The organism is Bacillus sp. FJAT-49736, from assembly GCF_018343615.1.
Classification (GTDB): Bacteria; Bacillota; Bacilli; order Bacillales; family Bacillaceae_C; genus Margalitia.
In genome coordinates, this window is the sequence record NZ_JAGYPI010000002.1 from 846,665 (window position 1) to 867,478 (window position 20,814).

Sequence of the window (20,814 nt, forward strand, 5' to 3'; positions counted from 1 at the left end):
TATTCATCACCAAGAGTTCTTGTCTTAAGCGAGAACTCTTGGTGATTTTTTTACTATTCCAATGCTGCTTTTATTTCTTCTATTTGCTGCAAGTGACGCTGCTCATGATAACCAACAAAAGAAATATACTGTTTTAAACTAAGTCTGCCAAACACAGGGTTTGGCATTGATTTGCTTTCTAAGTCCGCTTCTTTTGCACTGGAAGTAAGCTGATTTAACGCTTTTCGAGATTCAGCGAGTTTCTTTTCCATTTCTTCTAAGGTAACAAATTCATTAGATGGAACGCCAAACGGTGGGGAATTCACCTTTGTTGAGCGATTCAATATCCGTTCTATCGGTTTCGCTGGCGCTGGTTCACTCTCACTAGTTAATGTATTAGAAATACCTTTCGTTATCGACCTTTCTATTAAGTATAAATGTTGCAGTATTTGCATAATCGACCAAGTTCCCTCTTCGACCCTTTTATTTAATTGCTCATCTGTTAAACCTCTTACACTATTCAATACTTCTTCTCTTGCTTTTGTATTATTGTCCAATTGGTCTCCATCTCCTTTTTTAGGCAGCGATCTTTACTAACATACTGAAAGCAATTCTTTAATAAAAATCGAAATCCCCTAATATATCCATTTTATGTTTATTCCATAGCAGCGAAGGGAATTCCTTTATCTGCAAAAATTTACTACATATTAAAACCATACAAAGTAGATAGTAAGAACAGCATAAATGAAGGGAGAAATCATATGAAAAAAATCTTGTTATTAACATTTATCTTAACAATCCTAGTTCCTTATGCTAACGCTACTGCTCAAACAAATCTTGTTAAAGCAGCGTTCCTCCGGGATGGGAACCTATGGATTTTTGTAGATGGAAAGGAAAAGCAAGTTACCAATTCAGGTAATGTTCCCTCTGCACCAAAGTGGTCAAGGGATGGGAAACTACTGGTTTATCAGCAAATGGGACCTTCTAAATTCTCTAAGAATGAACAGCAATCTGAGGTATGGACATATAATTTGGAAAGTGGTAAGAGAAAACAAATCTACCATAACGGGCATTCGCTAAAATGGGGGCCACATAAAAACATCCTTGCCTTTAGTGATAAAGGAATCTTAGACATCTCCAATTTAAGCGAATTCTTTAACATCGCAATGGGTGTAAATGATTATGCATGGCTTCCAAAAGGGGACGGATTTCTCCTTTCCTCCTCGGGTACATTACGACCAGATGGCTGGTCAAGTGCATCCTTGTTCACCAAGAAAGTAGGCGAAAACTACCGCGATATTGTTCTTTTTGGTGGTGTGAAGCCATTTTTTACACTGCCTAAGGAAATTGGGACAACGAATAAGAATAAATTAATTGCTGTATATGCGGAGCAGCTTAGCTATTCCCCAAGTGGAAAATGGGTATCCTTTGTGGTTTCGCCGACAGCTTCATGGTCCATGGATAGCAATATGGTTTGTGTGATCGATAGCACCGGCAAAAATTTTAAAGTCTTGGATGAAATTATTTTACAGGTTGGGTCACCCAAATGGGCTCCTTCCACTGATTCACTAGCCTTCATAGCCGGTGGCGGAAGATTAGTCTTTGATTTTAAAAATAAAAAACTGAGGATAAAAGAATTGCCTGCATCTGGAACATTTACACCAGACCATTTTGCTGACATTGATTTCAACTGGATAACAAACGAATTGCTAGTAGTGTCTCGAATGAAGGAAGGTAAATGGTCCAATGATTTCAGCAAACACCCTCTCCCAGTACTTTACTCCGTGGATGTGTCGAAAAATATGCAAACCAAATTAACCAATCCACCGAAAGGATTGGGTGATTATGCACCACAATACGTAAAATCCATGAATAAGCTAGTTTGGCTGCGAGGATCATCCATACTGAATGAAAACAGAGATCTTTGGATGGCTAACCTAGATGGTAGCCATGAAAAAAAATTGCTCCAGAATGTACAAGAGATAGTATTTTACTAGTTTTTATGTTGAGTAGTACCTGGAACCAAAAAAACAAAAAAAGCTCAGCAAAAGGCAGCGGGGATACCCTGCTGCTTCTTGGTATGAGCTGAATATGTAATTAGTCCTCTGACTCTACATATTCTTTTAAAGCGGATAGTCTATCTGCCCAATATTTTTCGAAAAAGCTCACCCATTTTTGAAGCTCTTTTAAGGGTTCAGGCTGCAGCGTGTACCTTGTTTCACGCCCTACTTTTTTACTTTGAACAAGACCTGCATCCGCAAGAACATGGAGATGCTTATTAACTGCAGTTCTGGTAATAGGAAATTGTTCCGTAATGGAAGCAATCGGCATTTCTTTATCGGCAAGTAAAATTAACATTTTACGCCTAGTTGGGTCGGCAATCGCTTGAAAGACGTCATGTTTTATTGCAGTATCTTTCATTTATAAAGACTCAACATAGGAGACGAGCTTGTTCTCTTTAATTCCAGCCCAACCTTGATCCATAATACCGCGAATAACCGTGTGTGGCTGATTAAATTCTGTAACCTTATTTTCATCCCAGCCTGAATGAATAAGAGTAAATTCTGTTTTGCCGTCTACTTCTTTTAATTCAAAGGTTAAATGCCAATCCTTCCCCCAATCAAATCCCACTCGGTGAGGAGGATCGAGCTCCGTTATTTTACAAGGTGAGTCTCCATAAGGTCCCGCATGCAATATGAATTCCTTTCCAAGAACGGGTTCAAATGTATTTTCCATCCACCAAGCTGCAATACCTTCTGAGGTTGCAACTGCTTTCCATACTTTATCAATCGGGGCATTTAAAATAACAGTGTGTTTAATATCTGGTAATGTCATGAATAAAACCTCCAAAGAATTTATAACACTAATAGGTGTTACTTTTATTATAACACCCTTTAGTGTTATTTCAACCAATTACGTATTTAGCGTTTGATTTTTGGAAAGTTTTAATGCAAGATTTTTTAATCGCGGATTTGCCTCGATAAGTCCAATCTTTACTAAAACCGCCATCATGAAATCGAAATGAGCAAATCCCTTACTAGTAATCAACTTATCTCCAATCACAATGTCGGTATCCGTATAATTTCCATCAGCATAATACTCTGCAAATAGTTCCTTTATATGAGGCATGGTGGTGAAATCACTTTTCACCAAGCCGGCACCGGCAACAATGGCTGAAGAGCCACAGCTCGCAGCAATAAGTCCATCAAAATCTTGTAAAAATTGATGCAGCTGTTGATTATCTATCAAATCCTTTGTTACTTTTCCGCCTGGCAATAGCAAAAAAGCATATTCATTGGGATTTCTTTGATCAATACGCTCTGTATGAACTAGAACTCCCCCATCAGTGGGTACTAAACCGCCATTAATTGATAGAGTCTCCACGCAATAGCCTGCATTTTTCAAAAACATTTGCAAAAGCGAAACCTGCCAAATTGCAAAATCATCATATACGATAAACCCAACCTTTTTTTGCAAATTATTCACTCCTTATGGAAAGATGTTTTCATTATAGTAGGAATATTTTAAATATAGTAGTCTTTAATCAAAAATGGAAATATTGTATAATATTGTTAGTAAAGAGGAATTCTTCTTTTACTATGAACACTACTTATATAAGGAGGTAGATAATTTGTTAAAAAGAGCCCTGTCTATCCTCATTTTTGTAATACTGCTTTCTGGCTGCCACTCTCAGCCTACCGTAGGTTCAAAACAAAAAGAACCAAACAGAAAAATCCACCAAACAAAACAAGCCGACAAAAAGGCACTAGAACAAGAGGAAAATTCAGTAAAAAGCCATTTTGAAGGAATGATAGAAGCAGCAGAGGAAAATAATAAGACAAAATTTCTTTCCTTTCAAAATGAAACAAATCAGCTTTTTTACAAAGAACAAAAAGTATGGTTAGAGGACTTCAATCAAAAGAAAAAGGAAGGTTGGAAAGTTTCTGTCGTTATTAACGATATTACCTTGGATTCTTTAGATAAAGGAAAACTAGAGTTACAGATTAATATGCAATTGAAAAATCAGGATATTACTAATCACATAACATATCCCATTAACAAGATAAACGGCACATGGAAGATGAACGACCTTCCCTTCAAGAAAAAAACAGAGGGTCCATTAAATCTTTACTATTTACCCTCACTAGAATCAGATGCCGATATAGCTTTTACAGATGTGGAGGATCTTGTTGAGTTATATAGCAAAACATTCAGGTGGAAGCCCACGGAAGTAAATGTCAAGCTCTATGATTCACTCGAGGAAATTTCCGCCTCCGTAGCTTGGCCAACTCTTTTTGGAGTTACATCACCATTTACTTCGCTGAAGTTTTTAGTAGACGGAAGCTATTCCGAGGTAACCTATTCCTTAATGACACACGAAGTTGTTCATACGATGCTTGCAGATCTTTCTAACGATAATGCCCCAACCTTTATGCAAGAAGGTCTCGCCGTATTTGTATCCAGTGCAGTTACGAAAGATGATTCCGGCAAACCACAACTTGACTTCAATAATAAAGTAGCAGAAAGAGAGAAAATAATATTAAAGAAAACAAAAAACATTAAACCTATCAGTGACCTCAAAAACGTGAATTACACCGATAATTCTATCGATATTTATAACGTAGGCTTTCTAATTACAGATTATTTAATTCAAACCTATGGATTAGAAAAATATCTAGACATGGTTGAAGTGTTGAAGAAAAATGATATCGTAGAGGATGATAATCCCCAAAAAGAACAAATCGTATTTAATCGTGCCTTCAAAGCTTTGGAGCAGACCTATGGACCATTAGATAATTTATCCAAAGGATATATCGATTATTTTAATAAAAAGAAATAATATTGAGACTAACCCCTAATTTTGAAAAGAGAATTATTCAAAATTAGGGTTTCTTTTTTTCAGCTAAGAATGGAAGTAAGCCTATTCAGCCTAATCCATTACAGGATGGTTTATAAGTTAGAAGACTTGACTTAATATCAGTTTAGTAATAAACTGATTTCATCAAGGGGTGATGTTATGAAAGAAAGACTCGGTTTAATGATTTGGTTCCGATTATCACGAATATATAACAAAAGCATCCGCGAATCAAACCAGCACTTAAAAGAATGGAATTTATCTGTTGCCCAATTTGATGTACTAGTTCAAATAGGTTCACATAAACGGTTATCCCAACAGGAGCTGGCAGATAAACTCCTAGTTACTAAAGGAAACATTACACAGCTATTATCAAAATTAGAAGATCTCGGACTAATAAAAAGAGAACAGGAGTGGAAAACAAAATATCTCTCCTTAACGAAAAAAGGAGAAGATCTTTTTCAGGAAGTAGTACCAAAGCAAGAACAATTTCAAGCATCCCAATTTAGCAAATTAACTCAGGATGAGAAAAAGCAATTGTTAGAGTTACTTAGAAAAATACAAAACTAATGGAGGGAAATATTATGGAGTTAAAAGGTATTCATCACGTATCTGCTTTAACTGCCAAGGCACCTGAAAATTTCGATTTTTACACAAAAGTATTAGGTCTTCGCTTAGTAAAAAAGACAGTTAACCAAGATGATATTTCTGTTTATCACTTATTTTATGGCGATGAAAAAGGAAATCCCGGAACGGAATTAACATTTTTTGAAATACCGCATGCTGCTCGTACACATGAAGGAGTAAATAGTATTTCCGCACTTTCCTTACGTGTTTCTGATGATCAGGCTCTCGTCTTTTGGAAAAAACGCTTTGAGGAATTAAAAATTGAACACGAGGACATTAAAAATCGAGCAGGTCGCTCTACCCTTGCCTTCAAAGATCATGAGGGGCAGCGTTTGATTTTAGTATCGGATGAGAATAATGTTGGAGTGAAAGGCGGGAAACCGTGGAATAAAAGCCCAATTCCAGCTGAGAATGGGATACTTGGACTAGGTCCCGTTAAATTAACGGTTCGTTTTGCACCAGCTACTGCTTCTGTTTTAACCGATATTCTAGGATTCCGTTTGAAAGGTCAATATCCATCAGAGATAGAAGGCCAACCGGATATACTTGTATTTGAAACTGGTGAAGGTGGTACAGGTGCGGAAGTTCATGTCGAGGAAAGAAACGACCTTCCTCCAGAACGTCTTGGACGTGGCGGGGTTCACCATGTTGCGTTTAGGGTAGAAGATGAGAAAGAACTACAGGAATGGATTGCAAAGATTCGAGCAGCAAGATTTCCAAATTCCGGATTTGTCGATCGCTTTTACTTCCGTTCCCTTTATTTTAGAGAACCAAATGGAATTCTTTTTGAGCTTGCAACAGATGGACCAGGATTTGATACAGATGAAGACTTGGCTACACTAGGAGAGTCCCTTGCCTTGCCACCATTTTTAGAAGAGAAGCGCGAACAAATTGAAGCTCATTTAAAACCATTAGATACAAAACAATAGAAAGGTGAAGTATGATGAAACATATTTTTGAAAAAGGGGAAAATCCTAATGCCCCTACCCTCCTTCTTCTGCATGGAACAGGAGGTACAGAACACGATTTAATAAATGTAGGAAAAATGATTTCAGCAGAATCTTCTTTATTAGGTGTGAAAGGAAATGTATCCGAATTCGGAATGGCTCGCTTTTTTCGCCGTCTTTCAGAAGGAGTTTTTGATGAAGAGGATCTAATTTTCCGCACTCAGGAATTAAAAGAGTTTTTGGACGAAAGTGCGGAAGCATATCAATTCAATCGGAATAATATTGTTGCGGTTGGCTACTCGAATGGGGCTAATATTGCAGCAAGCTTACTTTTCCATTATCAAAATGTGTTAGCGGGCGCTGTTCTCTTTCATCCAATGGTGCCGAGACGCGGGATTACTTTACCTGATTTGAGTGGAACTTCCGTCTTTATCGGAGCTGGCGAAAATGACCCATTGGTTCCGCTTCAGGAGACGAAAGAGCTGGTTACAACTTTGAAAGTTGCGAACGCGGATATAGAAGTGCTTTTTGAACAGAATGGACATCAATTATCTGGCAACGAGGTGTATGCAGCTAGGGATTGGTTCAATAAAAAGTTTTTCAAATAGAATTTTGTAGGGTGTCGATTATGACACCCTTTTTCGTTGGGATTTAGCCGATGGCGGAAAACTTCTGCGGTTTGGCGGAATTAACGGTAAATTCCGCGGGATTATGTGTAGGTTTCGCGGAATTATCTTAAATTCCCGCGGAATTATTGGATAAATTGGCGGAATAAATGAAAGATCATCTTACTGAACATCAGCAATTCACCTTATTACTTCAGTATCTTCCTTCCTTTTTCAGCAGTCTCCCTTTAAACTTCCTGGTCCCTCCAAAGCATTTCACATGATATTTCCCCCGCTAAATGTATTTTGTTGAACATGAAAGTCAATGATAGATAGCGACAATATTGAAGGAGGAACATAAATGTTTCAATCTATTACGGAATTTTTGAATCAGTGGGAGCAAGAAAGCAGCTCTACTCAGAAGGTTTTGGATACATTAACGGATGCCTCACTAAAACAGGACGTAACCGCTGCAGGTCGCGATTTAGGCAGGATCGCATGGCATGTTGTAGCTTCACTTCATGAAATGGTTTCAAAAACAGGGTTGCAATTCAAGGGGGCAGAATCTGATCAGGATGTGCCTGTATCTGCGAAGGAAATTGCCGATCAATACCGGCAAGTGAACGCTGCTATGATTTCTGCAATCAAGGAGCAATGGAACGACCAATCCTTAAAAGAAGAACACGATATGTTTGGGCGGCAATTACCTATAGGTGCATCTCTGCTATTAGTAATTTTGCATCAAACCCATCACCGCGGACAGATGACCGTACTAATGAGACAAGCTGGCCTCAAGGTTCCTGGTGTATACGGTCCTTCACAAGAAGAATGGAGTGCTATTGGGATGGAAGCACCTAAGCTTTAATAAATCCACCCCTTAGCATTCCTACACTAAGGGGTGTTCCAAAACTAGTTTACTTTCACTATTCTATTCTGAATCTCCATCGTAATCGGACCAGTTTGCTTTTTCACATAGTCTACTAATGCATCCAAATCAACAGGACCATTTACTTGATTTTTACCATTGGCGAATTCCGTGAACCCATCCCCGCCGCTTGCTAGGAAGTTGTTCATAGCAACTGTATAAATTTGATTAGGTTCAATTGGTGTACCATCTTCCAATGTTAGAGAAACAATTTTATCCGTTTTTGTACTGTCCCAAGTGTACTTCATACCGGAGATTTGTAGCATTTTAGAAGAGCCGTCATCACGCCATTGTTGATTTAACGCTTTGCGAATCTGGTCTCCAGTTAAGTCCATCGTAATCATGGTATTTCCAAAAGGTTGAACTGTGTAAAGTTCTCCCCATGTGATTTCTCCGCTGTTAATATCCGCACGAATACCACCAGGATTCGTTATGGCAATTTGTGCTTGTGTAATATCACGCTGTGCATCTGTTATAAGATCTCCTAAATTTGATTCTCCGCTTTCATTTTGTTTACCTGTCAATGCAGCGGTAGTGGTTCCGAGCACTTGGTTAATTAATGGGGCAACTCTTTCTTCATCCTTATCAATCATTGCCTTAATTTGAGGATCTGGTGTAATGGAATCTTGATAAGTTGTTACAATTTCTGCACTGTCTTTTACCACATCTTTTGTTCTCGGATCAATCCATATATGAACCTCTGCAAATGCTGTTCCATAAGAATATGCTTGTACAACCCGCTTCCCTGCTACTTTCGTATTTATATAAGCATGATTATGACCGCCAAATACAACATCCACTTCAGGATCCATATTCTTCGCCATGTCAATCACTTTACCAGTCGCGTTTTTTCCATCATAATCTGAATTTCCTGGATCATGTGCCAAAACAATGATGGTTTTTACTCCTTTTTTCTTTAACTCTTTTGCATATTTATTGACTGCTTCTGTTTCGTCGGTAAATTCAACGTCCTTCACATTTGCTGGCATGGTGATACTTGGTGTTTCGGTTGTATCTACACCAATAAATCCAATGTCTATGCCATGCACCTTTTTAATTACATAAGGCGGTAGCAAAGGTTTCTTCGTCTTTTTATCTATTACATTAGCACATACATATGGGAAATTTAGTCCTTTAAAATATTCCCCTGTCGTTGGGTTTGTTCCACCATAAATTTGTCTCATCATTTCCTTTACACCGTGATCAAATTCATGATTCCCAAGTGTACCAACATCAAAATGAAGTGCATTTAAAATATTCAAAGTAGGTTCATCCTGAAAGAGTGCTGATACAGGTGCAGAAGCGCCTACTGCGTCACCACTTGTAACTAGCAATGTATCTTTTACTTGTGCTTTCTTTTGTTTCAAATAGGCTGCCAGTACATCTGCACGACCAACGTTTCGACTGCCAACCGTACGTGTGACGTCTAGCTGTCCATGAAGGTCATTGATTCCAAGAATTTGCACCTCAATTGGATGTGGATGTGCTTTTTTTACAGGTGTATTCTTAGCTGCAGCATCCACGGATGAGAACGGTAAAGTCAACAAAGTGGCTAGACCTATTGATAATAATAGATTTCTTTTTCGCAAAATTTCCCACTCCCCATGTTTAATAGTTTACAAGATTCAGTATAAATAACGAACATTGGACACACAACAAGTAATAATATGCGTATTTTTTACAAAAATTGTGTTGTAAATTTCTCCAATATCGTCAATTTGAACCATGTAACAAATAATCAATATTACCTAGTTAACAGATATCCATTTCTATTAAAATCATAATACTTGAATGTTAAAGTCATATATTGGGAGTTTCAATTTACGGTTAATTCAACGTAAAAAAGGATCCTTCCTGTAAGATAGAAAGGATCCTCTTTTAGATTTATGGAATTAATAATACCTTTCCGGTACTTTTTCTGCTTTCAAGGAACTCATGTGCTTTTGCACCATCACATAATTTAAACAAGGTGGGGTCGGAAATCTTAAGATGACCGCTTTGAACCGATTTAAATAATTCTTCGGAACGTGCAACGCGTTCTTCCCGAGATGTTAGCACATTCCAAAGGTCACCGCCAGTCAGAGTTTTGGATGTATCCATCAGCATTCTTGGGTCAACTGGTGCTGGATCCCCACCTGCCATTCCAAAAAATACAACAGTTCCACCAATACGGGTTACATCAAAGCTATCCGTAAGTGTCGCCCCAACAGATTCATACACGACATCTACTCCACGACCATTGGTTACAGCTTTAATTTTTTCTTTCCAATCTTCTGTATACAAAAACACATGATTTGCTCCCGCTGTTTGGGCAGCTTGACTTTTTTTCACAGAGGAAGTCAAACCAATAACATTTCCACCATGCAATTGGATTATTTGCACTAGCAGCTGGCCCACACCTCCGGCAGCAGCATGAACTAGAGCTACATCTCCATTTTTTATGGAATAACTATCTTTCGTTAAATAATGAGCTGTTAAACCCTGCAGTACCAAAGAAGCCGCCATTTCATACGAAATACTCTCCGGAATAGGAATTGCTTTATCTTGAGGTACCGCGACAAGCTCTGCATTCGCAAAAGGAACATCTGCAAAAGCTATTCTGTCTCCTACTTTAATATCCTTAACCATACTTCCGACTTGTTGCACGAGACCAGCACCCTCGTATCCTAATATGTACGGGGGTTGTCCGACTAAATGATAATTACCTTTTCGGCGATATACATCCGCAAAATTCAACCCAATCGCTTTCATTTCTAATAAAACATCTTCTGGACCGATTTCCGGATTCTTTATATCTCGATATTGGAGAACTTCTGGCCCTCCGAACTTTTCAAATATAAGTGCTTTCATGATGTTCTCTCCATCTCATTAAAAGATCATTCTTCCTTATTATATCCAATCCAACAGAAAATCATGGAGTTATATCATTTTACAATAAATATGTTGTACTACTCCAATGCTTTGCACCAGACCTTTTACTCCCTTTCCATCCAATCCTTTGTAGCTCTTTTGCAATCATTACATTAATAATCCCGTGCCCTACTAGAACGACTAATTGATTTTTTTCTCCTCTTTCAAAAACAGAGATTATTGAAATATTTTTTTGCTACAAAAGTGATGGCGTTTGTTCTTAAAATAAATTCCTTATCTTCTCCTACTAATCTTATATTCTAATGGCTTTATACCTACTTTTAACTTTTCCCATTCGGTGTAAAGTTCCTGTTTTGCAGCATTTCCTTCGTTGATAAGTTAACTTCCATGTACGATCACGATCTATATTCTATAATTGTCATATCAATAATCTGTATATTTTTCTCCCCTCTTGCCGAATATAGCTTACTCGATTCATTCCGATATCCCAATTCATATATCCTGAGACAATCTCACCATATCGATTACCTGGATACCATTCTCATAAATCTCTTCCTCATAATGCCTGATAAAAAAATCCCTATCCACGCCAACAATCCGAAAACCACATTTTTGATAGAGTAATAGTTGGCCCACACTGGAGTTTGCCGTGCCAATTTCAATTGTCTTAAAGCCTAACTCCATCGCTCGCTTTATCGCATCTTTTATTAGTTTCTTCCCGATTCCTTTTCCTTGAAGATGCTCAGCAACTGCAATATTCACAATCTCTATTGTATCTGGCCGTGTTGGAAGCAATACATATTCACCCATAATACTTTCTTCTCCCTCGGCAACAAAGCACTCACCTCTGGAAAGGTATTCTTCTACTAGACTCCTAGAAGGATCCGCTAATAAAAGTAAATCCATTGGGGCCTTCTCTTCCATCCTTAATTTTCGTATTTTCAATTAAAACCCTCCTGTTACTACACTAACAAAGTAAAATGGGTCTCACAGTCATGATGAGTTCTTAACGAATAGCACCATTTTTTATTGTTTCCAATTACGATTCATTTTAATTTAGGATAACAACTTCTTACTATATACAACTGGGGCTGCTATACATTGGTCATCTACAAAAATAGTTTCTATCAAGGCAACCTTTGTTATACTTGCCTGGATTGTGTTAATTTTTCCGAAGCAGTATGTAAATGCCTCCATTAATTTTTCATGGGTTAACCGATTGGCTAGTGTACAATGCGGAATCCATTTTCCCGGAAGGTAGAGAGAATTAGGATTGTCCTTGTACTTATTAAAATTGTCGTGGTGATTTCTATGAAGATTGGACAGAGATTCAGATATCGTTGGGGCTAAAAACAATGTTCCTGAATTTAAAAATGTTCCTAGAGAATTAAATGTTATTTCCACCTGTGGAGTAGAATCATAGAATTGATCCATCCATTGGATAAAATCACCTTGGTCTAGCTGGTTATAGCTTGCAAGGGTGATATGTGGCTGTCGATTTTCTACTTCCTCCGCATAAGAGGAAATGGATCGCAACTTTAATTCTCTCCATATGTCTTTGATGGAATCTTCTGTTTCCTTGTCCAGCAATGCAATAAATCCGTACATATTAATCCCCTTTCACCATGCATACATAAAATCATTTTTCATTCATTACAATTCGATCCCCATGGCTATGAGGTTGTGAAATAACCAAAAATTCTATTTCTCCATTAGATTCGTTCTTCATTTGATGCGGAAGGAGAGGGGGAACCTCCACCCCTTCACCTTTATTTAAGTTAATTCTCTCACCATTTAGTTCCAATACCGCAGAACCGGATAAAACAAAGAAAAATTGACGTGAATGCTGATGGTAATGTCGAACCTCGGATGTATGGGCAGGCACCCTTTCATGAATGACGCTTAAATCATTATTTTTCACTAAGTGCCATCCATCACATTGATCTCCCCACACATAGTGTTCTGCGTTGTGTTTACTAATTTTCAATGCGACCATTCCTTCATCACAGTTTTAGGCTCAGAATCAATTGCTCTCCAATTCTCCCCATTTTTCTCTGTCCAGTATCTGCAAATCCAACCTTTTCATATAACTTTTGTGCAGGAATATTTTTTTGATTTACAGCTAAAACAATCTCATTACATTGTGGAAATTCTTGCGGAACAAATTCATTTAATTGATTCATGCCTTTCTGGGCAAATCCTTTCCCTTGATGGGCATGGTTAATAGAAAATGCTGTTAATAACATAGCATTTGGATTATCTGTATATTCCGCGACTCTTTCACTAGAATGCAATACAAAGAAGCCTACTGGTTCATTTTGGTTTACAATCACTATCGGGTGCCTAACATCCGTAGTTTCTAGCATTTCAACTGGCAACGCAGTAAATTGTTCTTGGTCTGCAGGTAAATAAAAATTACTCAATTCATTTAGATATTTTGGTCGATAGAATTCCAATGTTACTTCCAAAACTGTGTCCATAAAAACCTCCTGTTTCGTTTTACATAAACGTAAGATCTGCAGTGCCCGACCCTTGTGTATAGGAAACATTAGCTTTTGCCCCATTTACTAAAATCATTTGTGGCGGAACATGTCCGATATCAGCATCATAGATTACGGGAATATCCATATCACCAAATACCATATGTAGAGCATCCACTAACGTAAAATCTTTCGTATCGGAATATCCCGCTGGTCGACCAATCAATACTCCATTCGCTTTCTCAAACCAGCCATTCATTTTCATTTGCCATAGATGACGATATATATCTGCCGCATTCATTTCGCAGCTTTCCAAAAACCAAATAACACCTTCCTCTTGGCAGTACTTTTCAACATACTGTTGAACAGGTGCGTAAGGTGTTCCGATAAGAATGGAAATTGTATCAAGACATCCACCTAGTAATCTACCGGAAAATTGCGTTGACTCCGTTGATATTAACGATTTCCAAACGGTCTGAGTGTCTAATTGAAATCCACTATTTGGGTCATCTCCCCAAGAGGAGATGTGAAGGCTTGAGGATGTTTGCGAAATCGTTTCACCTGGAGGATTCCCTAAAACATCGAGCCACTTCTGCGTCAATGAATCTAACTTATTTGCACTTAAGTCAAAGAAATTGTTGCCATGTGCAGTTGCAATACCTGTCAGCAATGTGTATGCAAAAGTAAAGGTGCTGATATCCGAGTAACCTAGAATCCATTTGGGGGTATTACTTCTTAATTTCCCCCAATCTAAAAACGGCAGAAGATCCATTAAAAATTCTCCTCCCCAAGGAGGAATAATTGCTTTCACTTGGTCATCCAGCAAAAATTGCTGAAGTTCTCTTGCGCGGATTTCCTTCGAAGCACTTACACATTTTTCATTCGTCCAAACGGTATCGCCAATGATAACCTTAAAGCCTAATTTTTCTACATTTCTTTGGGCATCCTTAATATAGCGATGCCAAGGCTCTTCTACACCGCTGGATGGTGCGGAAACTGCAATAGTATCTCCTTTTGTAAGATTCTTTGGATAAAGAATTGATTTTTTCATTTGACCCCCTCCTTTCTTAATTTTTGCTTTAAACCTCACATGTTTAATAGCAAAGGTTTGAGAAACTGTTAATTCCATCACTTGTTCCCCTATCACACTACCTAAGAGGTGCACCATAAACTATATGCCAATGAAGATGCTTGGAATCTTGATAGTTTCCTATATTCGTAATAACTCTGCATGCACCGTTCTCTTCTGTTACCATTGCGGCTACCTTTTTAATGACGCAAAATAATTCAACGAGTAATTCATTATCTTCTTCCTGGAGTGTGATAAGCGAAGGAATATGCATTTTCGGTATTGCCACAATATGAACTGGGTAAAAAGGTCTTGTATGATAGTAGGCTAAAACATTTTCCGTTTCCATTACTTTTTTTACCGTAGTCTTACCGCTTAGCACCTCTTCACAATAGAAATCTTCTGTCATAAAAAGCACTCCTTTTAATTGGTGGACTTAACGAATCCTATGTCCGAAAATATATGAAATTAGTCGATTTTGTCACAGATAATAGATCTAGTGTCGGTTAATTAGACCAAATCTATAATTCTCCACTACTTTTCCCAATCCGTCTTTAATATAGAGAAAACAAAGGTATCGTATGATACTCCCCCTAGATGTATATAACCTCTTAACAGTCCCTCTTTCTGGAATCCAATCTTTAGCAACAGATTGGAGGATGGTTCGTTTTCCGGAAAGGTAACGGCACCAATACGATATAAATCTAATTCTTCAAAGCTATGTTTCAAAACTGCCTTCACAGCCTCCGAAACAAACCCCTTCCTCCAGAAATTCGGATGAAGCTCATAGCCAACTTCCGCTCGCTTGCTAGACAAAACAAGATTATTTAATCCTACACTGCCGATGTATTCTCCTGTTTCTTTCAAAAGCATCCCCCAGCGGATTCCCCGCTTTTCTTCAAAATTCCTAGAAAACGATTGAACCATTCTTAGTGCCTGTTCCTTTTCCTGAAAGGGCTGCATTCCGTAAAAACGTGTTACATCCTCCCGGGAAAAAACATCATATACTGCTCCAGCGTATTCTTCTGTGATTTCAATGAGCTTTAAACGCTCTGTTTCTAGTGTTGGAAATGACATGACTACACCTCTTTTAGTCAGTTTTCATATATGGAAATAAGTCTTAGTACAGACTCAGTTCCAATCAATTTTTCTAAAAAGTTCTTTATTCTCATCTACCAAAGCATGTTTTTATAAAAGAGCCTTTCACTAAGATACAGATTCAAACGATGGAGGATATTTTACCTTCCCTTTTATACCCTTTAACGAATCAGCTTTCAGCTCGATTGCCATAAAATATGGATCCTGAACAGGATATGGACATTCAATTTCAAAATTTGATTGTGATGGTAAGAATCCAAACTTAGGATAAAATTCTGGATGACCAAGTACAAATACATGGGAATAGCCAAGGTTCCGGCAAATTTGCAATCCTTCCTTCACAAGCGCCGAACCAATTCCCATCCCTTGATATCCTGGCTTTACCGCCATAGGTGCGAGGCCTAATGTCCTAATTTCCCCTCCGTTCGTTTCTATGAAAATCTGGCTAATCAAGATATGACCAACGATTTCTTCCTCTTCCACCGCAACAAGCGAAAGCTCTGGAATAAATAGGTCACTTCGACGGATTGCTTCTATAAGATTTGCTTCATTAGTTCTGTTCCCGAAAGCAAAATAATTTACCGTTCGTATTTCCTCGTAATCAGCTGAAATTTCGGGACGGATTATGTATTTTTGGGTCAATTTCTTCCCCTCCTTGATTGTAAAAATCTTACTACAATTGCCTTACTGTGTATAGGGAATATTTCAAACAGACATTATTTTATAAATTATACAATTATTAATTGAATACCTGGAAAATAAATGAAATAATAATAAAAAATTGGTAAGAAAGGAGATGGCAGAATGTTAGACATGGGGATCTACATTCAAACATTAATTCAAGTCAACCTGCGGGAGAATACCTAGGAACAGGATTTGCCTTTTTGTCATCACTGCTGGGCTCTCTTTGTACAATAGAGTATTTTTTAGGCGGTTTGTTAGGGCAATTAACGTCTAGTAATCTTGTGCTTTACTTAGCATGTTTAGGTTACTTGGGATTTGCAGTATATTTCTGGATTCATCCGAAGTTGAGCAGGCTTGAAATCGTTTAAGTAGTCGGTTTGAGGAAACAATATAATATCTTGCATTTGAAAGGGTTACTATGAACTGGAGAAAGCACCTAATTTTAACGCCCCCTTTTGTTATTCTTGGTTTGCTTTTCATCCTTTATTTTCATAAGCCCACACTGGCTTTTTTGTCCAATATGGTTTATTTGGGAATCTATCATTTATGGGAATATATTGAGAATAGGAAAAAGCTCCATGAAAAAAGCATTAAATAAATGAGCTCGGGAAAATGTCCGAGCTCATTTATTTAGGTTATTAGGATTGTTCAAGTAGAGATTAAACATGCCATTTTTCTCGCATAACTTTCCATTGAATTCACCCACGTCATTAATAACTAGAGTGCCTTCCTTCTCAACTGGTTTTGCATCAAGTATGACATGAAGTTTGGATATAACTCGGCTATTTTCGTTCGTATAAGCTAAAACCGGTTGTTGAAATAAATATTCCTTCTCATTTACCTTTATTTTCAAAAAGTTTTTATGGAGGAGTCTATTTTCGACTTTCGTGATGTTCATCGGATCAATCATAGATGCGGTTATATCGCCTTCCAACATAAGATGGTAGCCTTTTTTTGCTTGAAACTCTATCAATTCCGATTCCTTCCTGTTTTTCACCATCTTTACAATGGTTTTCGCCTCATCTGAAATGACTATTTCATCTATTGGCTCCATTTTAAGATCCAAGTGCTTCTTCAATAACTCATATAAAGTTTGATTAGATTCGAAAAAGCCTTCCTTCCAATTAGGTGAGAGTTCATCCAACAGTAGACTAAGAAACAACCCTGAACTACAGCAGCTCCTTCTAAGATGGATGCTAGCATCTTCCTTGTTTAATAGATAACTACTATATTTTTCTACTACTTTCTCATATGGAAGCGGACTTTTCTCAGCGTAGACCTTCAATTCCATATACCAAGCTGGCCCTTCAACCGTTTCTAAATCGTTTTCATATTCGATATACTCACCTATAAGACTAATTCTCTTTTCCCTTTTTGAAACGAAATTTTGAAGATGTTTTACTCTGGCATCCGCAGTTCCCATTACGGCATGATAAAGATGAAGTCTTTCCTGACTCCTTAGTTCCACATTTTCCTCTATTAGTGGATATGATATTCCAAGCATTTCATTCGGAAATCGCTTTTCCCCTTTGACATATTGGAAACCATGGAATAATTCGTGTGCAAGAATCGAATATAAGCTTTCCATATCCTCATAACGTTCCACACTTACTATGGCGGTTGGATAATCCCCAAATAATATAATGGTGTCCCCTAGAAATTGCTCATTCCACGGAAGAACTTGTTGGGTGAACTTCGGATGACGGTAAAGATAGACCTTTTCTTGATCATAAAGTGCAAAAGCAACGGCTTCGAATCCCGGCCAGTGCTGCTGGGACAAGTTCGCTATATCATTCTCCAATTTATCGTAAGTATTTTTTGTTTTTAAGCTATCTTCCTTCCATTGAAAATAAGTTTCTTCATGACTTGGCTGCGAAAATAGAGAATTAGGATAAGGCAAAGCAAGCTCGGGTATTTCTTCCACTTTAAAGTATCGTAATTCAACTGTTTCTCTGTCTACCGGATTCAGTTTTCCGCTTTTTACTTCACACTCAAAAAGGAAAACGTTATATTCCACTTTATCACCGTTGGGATACTCGTATCTAAAGTCACTCCCGCCAAACACACCTAACAACTTTTTTGGTACTACATGTAGCCCAGTTTCCTCCTTAACTTCGCGAACTATTGCTTCCGCAGGTGCCTCCCCAGGCTCAATGGCCCCAGCAGGGAGGCTCCATTTTGCTCCGTTCCCTTTGTATTGAAATAAAATCTCTCCCGCTTCATTACGAATAATTGTTGCTACACTTGGTATGAAAATCAATTCGTTTCCCACTTTATCTCTGAGCATCTTATAATAATCAGACATTCCCAATTTCCACACCTCATTCAAAATATTTATAGTAGGATTCCATCTGAGCCCTTAAACAACACCCATTCTTTTTGAAAACATTCTGCATCCTAATATTTGTGGTCTGAGTGCTCCCAATATAATATGTCGCACCCATTTCCTTCAGAAAACTTAATGATTGGTTGTGAAGGATGGAGCTTAATCCTTTTCCACGTTCTTTAGGAACGATTCCAAAGTAGAATAGCCGGCCTTCATCCTCGGTACCCGGTTCTATATGAGGGATGGTAACAGCAATTGGCTCTTCTTCTTTTATAAAAACACGGCAGGAATTCCGCCATTTTTTTCGTCCCAATTCACTTTTGATAGAATCAAAATGTTGTTCCATAGTTAGGGATGATGCCTGATTATCAGATAATTACATTGACTCCTTCCATGTTTTAATAAAAACTTCTTCTGAAAGTTCATCGTCTAATGACATCCACTGAAAATTAGATAGACAGGGAACTAGTTCACTTAAATCTTTTTCATATTCCACAATGGAAGATTTATGTTCAAAGCCATTGGATAAAAGTGCTTCCCGGTAATCATTATCCAATGTTTTGACCAAAACACTGATATGCTGCAGATGATGGATCTCGCATAGCTTTGTTAACTGGCCGATTTTATCTTTGAAATTCATCTCTTTTATTTCTCCACTTTCTTCCAAGCGATATATAGCGGCAATCCGTTTAACACTTTGAATGTTCCTTCAAAAAGTTTTTCTATAATGGCTAAATCTTGCAATACAATCAGCCCTTCACACTATTTCTTTCTTCTATTAATTCTATTTTCTTATATAGGTTTCCTTTATTTTGTTATACACAACAATCGGGGTTCTGGTCTTTTTGGCTTCTGTACTAGCTTTTTCGGCATAATTCTCCCTTTTTTCGGCGTTTACTCCTTCTTTTTCGGCACGTTGCCCTAGATTTTCGGCACTTCACTACAATTTCTCCATTTCGCCTCAATTTTTCGGCAGGTTTCCCCTTTTTTCCGGCGTTTACCCCTTCTTTTTCGTCACGTTGTCCTAGATTTTCGGCAGGTTCACCCTGGGTTTCTCCTCTCCTATTCGAACTCAGTACCTATCCACAGAACACAAACCATTTACCTAAATGATAAAAAACATGTTTACCTCCAAAATATTAGGGTAAAAAAACACTGGAGGTGATTTAAGCATTGATAGAATTTAAAAATGTATCCAAACAATACGATGGTGGCTATTTGGCCATTAAGAACTTAAATTTTTCCATCAAGGACAACGAGTTGCTTGTTCTCATTGGTCCAAGTGGGTGTGGAAAGACAACCACGATGAAGATGATTAATAGAATAATCGAACCGACCAGTGGCGAAATAACCATCAACGGAGAAAGCATTAAACAGCAAAATCCAGTAGAACTCAGAAGAAATATTGGCTACGTGATCCAACAAATTGGGTTGATGCCACATATGACGATCCGGGAAAATGTAGCGTTAGTTCCAAAGTTAAAAAAATGGGAAGAAGTAAAATACAAGGACAAAGTCGACGAACTCTTGAAAATGGTGGGGCTAAATCCAGCCGAAATAGGGGACCGTTTTCCGGACGAATTGTCTGGTGGGCAACAGCAGAGAATTGGTGTTATAAGGGCATTAGCAGCTGACCCGGATATCATATTAATGGATGAACCTTTCAGTGCATTGGACCCAATTAGCCGTGAACAATTGCAGGAAGAATTAGTTCGTCTGCAGCAAGAAATAAAGAAAACTATTGTCTTTGTTACACACGATATGGACGAAGCATTAAAGATAGCTGATCGAATTTGTATAATGAAAGACGGAGAAATAATTCAAATTGACGAGCCTGAGAAGATTTTAAGACATCCTGCTAATGAATTTGTCCGTCAATTTCTAGGAGAAGATCGTCTTCAGGACTCCAATACCCTTCCTAATATCGAACAGCTCATGGCCCCCCCAATCACAGCTTATCCTTCACGCGGACTTGCGGAAGCAGTGAAAATCATGCGCCAAAAACGAGTGGATAATTTAATCATAGCTGATAAAAATGACCATTATTATGGGGTCGTCAATATTTGGGATATGAGGAGAGCTTACGGAAACGAGCAATTGACCTTGATTGATCTCATCCACAAGGACATTCCTACTATTACACCCGATGAAAATCCCGAAAAGGCATTTCAATTAGTTAATGACTCCCCATATGGCTTCGTTCCAGTTATTGACCAAAACGGAAAAGTAATAGGAATCATTAATCGCTCAAGCATTGTAAAATTTGTTGCAGACCGCTTTGACGATTCGACAGGAGGGATTTAGCTATTAATAGTTTATGGAATGAAATAAAAGATGTTTCCGTTAAC

Annotated in this window: 23 protein-coding genes and 1 pseudogene; 7 read left to right on the top strand and 17 right to left on the bottom strand. The window is 38.0% G+C overall.

Translation table 11 applies throughout. From position 1 onward, the window contains the following. Nucleotides 1-53 precede the first annotated feature (53 nt). Nucleotides 54-536 (bottom strand): DinB family protein, encoded by a 483-nt coding sequence (locus KHA87_RS15560; RefSeq protein WP_213095056.1) that lies wholly within the window; start codon nucleotides 534-536, stop codon nucleotides 54-56. A gap of 204 nt (nucleotides 537-740) precedes the next feature. On the opposite strand from KHA87_RS15560, the gene KHA87_RS15565 reads away from it, so the two are divergent. Next, on the top strand, nucleotides 741-1,976 hold the full coding sequence (locus KHA87_RS15565; RefSeq protein WP_213095057.1) for a TolB-like translocation protein: 1,236 nt from the start codon (nucleotides 741-743) through the stop codon (nucleotides 1,974-1,976). Nucleotides 1,977-2,076: 100 nt separating this feature from the next. Here KHA87_RS15565 and KHA87_RS15570 read toward each other — a convergent pair whose 3' ends face one another. The 3 genes from KHA87_RS15570 to KHA87_RS15580 form a co-directional block, all read right to left on the bottom strand. Beyond that, a complete protein-coding gene (locus KHA87_RS15570; RefSeq protein WP_213095058.1) occupies nucleotides 2,077-2,400 on the bottom strand; it encodes an ArsR/SmtB family transcription factor in 324 nt (107 codons plus the stop codon). Then, entirely contained in the window at nucleotides 2,401-2,814 is a 414-nt protein-coding gene (locus KHA87_RS15575) for an SRPBCC family protein (protein WP_213095059.1), read from the bottom strand. A gap of 78 nt (nucleotides 2,815-2,892) precedes the next feature. Continuing rightward, complete coding sequence (locus tag KHA87_RS15580) at nucleotides 2,893-3,456, bottom strand: DJ-1/PfpI family protein (protein WP_213095060.1); 564 nt, start codon at nucleotides 3,454-3,456, stop codon at nucleotides 2,893-2,895. A 154-nt stretch (nucleotides 3,457-3,610) separates the two neighbouring features. On the opposite strand from KHA87_RS15580, the gene KHA87_RS15585 reads away from it, so the two are divergent. From KHA87_RS15585 to KHA87_RS15605, 5 genes are all read left to right on the top strand, one after another. Further along, nucleotides 3,611-4,819 carry a gluzincin family metallopeptidase gene (locus KHA87_RS15585; protein WP_213095061.1) on the top strand — a complete coding sequence of 403 codons (1,209 nt, stop codon included), beginning with the start codon at nucleotides 3,611-3,613 and terminating at the stop codon, nucleotides 4,817-4,819. 177 nt (nucleotides 4,820-4,996) lie between these two features. Further along, a complete protein-coding gene (locus KHA87_RS15590) occupies nucleotides 4,997-5,404 on the top strand; it encodes a MarR family winged helix-turn-helix transcriptional regulator (protein ID WP_213095062.1) in 408 nt (135 codons plus the stop codon). Between the two features lie 14 nt (nucleotides 5,405-5,418). Then, nucleotides 5,419-6,390 carry a ring-cleaving dioxygenase gene (locus KHA87_RS15595; protein ID WP_213095063.1) on the top strand — a complete coding sequence of 324 codons (972 nt, stop codon included), beginning with the start codon at nucleotides 5,419-5,421 and terminating at the stop codon, nucleotides 6,388-6,390. 14 nt (nucleotides 6,391-6,404) lie between these two features. Beyond that, nucleotides 6,405-7,016: an alpha/beta hydrolase gene (locus KHA87_RS15600; RefSeq protein ID WP_213095064.1), complete on the top strand. Its 612-nt coding sequence runs from the start codon at nucleotides 6,405-6,407 to the stop codon at nucleotides 7,014-7,016. A gap of 358 nt (nucleotides 7,017-7,374) precedes the next feature. Next, a complete protein-coding gene (locus tag KHA87_RS15605) occupies nucleotides 7,375-7,878 on the top strand; it encodes a DinB family protein (protein WP_213095065.1) in 504 nt (167 codons plus the stop codon). A gap of 44 nt (nucleotides 7,879-7,922) precedes the next feature. Here KHA87_RS15605 and KHA87_RS15610 read toward each other — a convergent pair whose 3' ends face one another. The 13 genes and pseudogenes from KHA87_RS15610 to KHA87_RS15670 all read right to left on the bottom strand — a co-directional run bounded on the left by KHA87_RS15610 (nucleotide 7,923) and on the right by KHA87_RS15670 (nucleotide 19,106). Beyond that, the gene (locus tag KHA87_RS15610) at nucleotides 7,923-9,527 is read right to left on the bottom strand and encodes a bifunctional metallophosphatase/5'-nucleotidase (RefSeq protein ID WP_481748364.1); all 1,605 of its coding nucleotides are present in this window, start codon (nucleotides 9,525-9,527) and stop codon (nucleotides 7,923-7,925) included. Nucleotides 9,528-9,822: 295 nt separating this feature from the next. Next, nucleotides 9,823-10,788, bottom strand: coding sequence for a quinone oxidoreductase family protein (locus KHA87_RS15615; protein WP_213095066.1), 966 nt, complete (start codon nucleotides 10,786-10,788; stop codon nucleotides 9,823-9,825). 513 nt (nucleotides 10,789-11,301) lie between these two features. Then, nucleotides 11,302-11,754, bottom strand: coding sequence for a GNAT family N-acetyltransferase (locus KHA87_RS15620; protein ID WP_213095067.1), 453 nt, complete (start codon nucleotides 11,752-11,754; stop codon nucleotides 11,302-11,304). A gap of 111 nt (nucleotides 11,755-11,865) precedes the next feature. Beyond that, nucleotides 11,866-12,417 carry a 2'-5' RNA ligase family protein gene (locus tag KHA87_RS15625; RefSeq protein ID WP_213095068.1) on the bottom strand — a complete coding sequence of 184 codons (552 nt, stop codon included), beginning with the start codon at nucleotides 12,415-12,417 and terminating at the stop codon, nucleotides 11,866-11,868. 31 nt (nucleotides 12,418-12,448) lie between these two features. Then, entirely contained in the window at nucleotides 12,449-12,796 is a 348-nt protein-coding gene (locus tag KHA87_RS15630; protein ID WP_213095069.1) for a cupin domain-containing protein, read from the bottom strand. Between the two features lie 16 nt (nucleotides 12,797-12,812). After that, the gene (locus KHA87_RS15635; RefSeq protein WP_213095070.1) at nucleotides 12,813-13,289 is read right to left on the bottom strand and encodes a GNAT family N-acetyltransferase; all 477 of its coding nucleotides are present in this window, start codon (nucleotides 13,287-13,289) and stop codon (nucleotides 12,813-12,815) included. Between the two features lie 19 nt (nucleotides 13,290-13,308). Beyond that, nucleotides 13,309-14,340 (bottom strand): S66 family peptidase, encoded by a 1,032-nt coding sequence (locus KHA87_RS15640; RefSeq protein WP_213095071.1) that lies wholly within the window; start codon nucleotides 14,338-14,340, stop codon nucleotides 13,309-13,311. A 97-nt stretch (nucleotides 14,341-14,437) separates the two neighbouring features. Beyond that, nucleotides 14,438-14,767 carry an HIT domain-containing protein gene (locus KHA87_RS15645; protein WP_213095072.1) on the bottom strand — a complete coding sequence of 110 codons (330 nt, stop codon included), beginning with the start codon at nucleotides 14,765-14,767 and terminating at the stop codon, nucleotides 14,438-14,440. Nucleotides 14,768-14,892: 125 nt separating this feature from the next. After that, nucleotides 14,893-15,435: a GNAT family N-acetyltransferase gene (locus tag KHA87_RS15650; protein ID WP_213095073.1), complete on the bottom strand. Its 543-nt coding sequence runs from the start codon at nucleotides 15,433-15,435 to the stop codon at nucleotides 14,893-14,895. Nucleotides 15,436-15,564: 129 nt separating this feature from the next. Then, nucleotides 15,565-16,098, bottom strand: coding sequence for a GNAT family N-acetyltransferase (locus tag KHA87_RS15655; RefSeq protein WP_249310418.1), 534 nt, complete (start codon nucleotides 16,096-16,098; stop codon nucleotides 15,565-15,567). 1,918 nt (nucleotides 16,099-18,016) lie between these two features. Continuing rightward, nucleotides 18,017-18,451: pseudogene (locus KHA87_RS22250) on the bottom strand (NUDIX domain-containing protein); the annotation flags it as partial. A 10-nt stretch (nucleotides 18,452-18,461) separates the two neighbouring features. Beyond that, entirely contained in the window at nucleotides 18,462-18,812 is a 351-nt protein-coding gene (locus KHA87_RS22670) for a GNAT family N-acetyltransferase (protein ID WP_213095075.1), read from the bottom strand. 30 nt (nucleotides 18,813-18,842) lie between these two features. Then, the gene (locus KHA87_RS15670) at nucleotides 18,843-19,106 is read right to left on the bottom strand and encodes a hypothetical protein (RefSeq protein ID WP_213095076.1); all 264 of its coding nucleotides are present in this window, start codon (nucleotides 19,104-19,106) and stop codon (nucleotides 18,843-18,845) included. Nucleotides 19,107-19,639: 533 nt separating this feature from the next. On the opposite strand from KHA87_RS15670, the gene KHA87_RS15675 reads away from it, so the two are divergent. Further along, the gene (locus KHA87_RS15675; protein WP_213095077.1) at nucleotides 19,640-20,770 is read left to right on the top strand and encodes an ABC transporter ATP-binding protein; all 1,131 of its coding nucleotides are present in this window, start codon (nucleotides 19,640-19,642) and stop codon (nucleotides 20,768-20,770) included. Nucleotides 20,771-20,814 lie beyond the last annotated feature (44 nt).